At 49.1% G+C, this 216-nt stretch carries 1 protein-coding gene; it reads left to right on the top strand.

Features of this window, described 5'->3' with window-relative positions:
• The coding region (locus L0M85_RS10005; protein WP_238656960.1) for an HAD hydrolase family protein at positions 1-216 on the top strand (216 nt) is incomplete at both ends.

Below are 216 nucleotides of genomic sequence, written 5' to 3'. Positions count from 1 at the left end.
GGCCCCCAATACCCAGTTCCTGAAAGTGATGATGATTGATGAACCCGCCATCCTCGACCAGGCCATTGCGCGTATTCCGCAGGAAGTGAAAGAAAAATACACAGTGCTGAAAAGTGCGCCGTACTTCCTCGAAATCCTCGATAAACGCCTTAACAAAGGTACGGGTGTGAAATCACTGGCCGACGTGTTAGGTATTAAACCGGAAGAAATCATGGC

Source organism: Streptococcus sp. DFI.7.26 (assembly GCF_022240605.1).
GTDB lineage: Bacteria > Bacillota > Bacilli > Lactobacillales > Streptococcaceae > Streptococcus > Streptococcus xiaochunlingii.
Note: the sequence above shows the minus strand (reverse complement) of the source record. Positions and strands in the feature narration are given on the sequence as shown.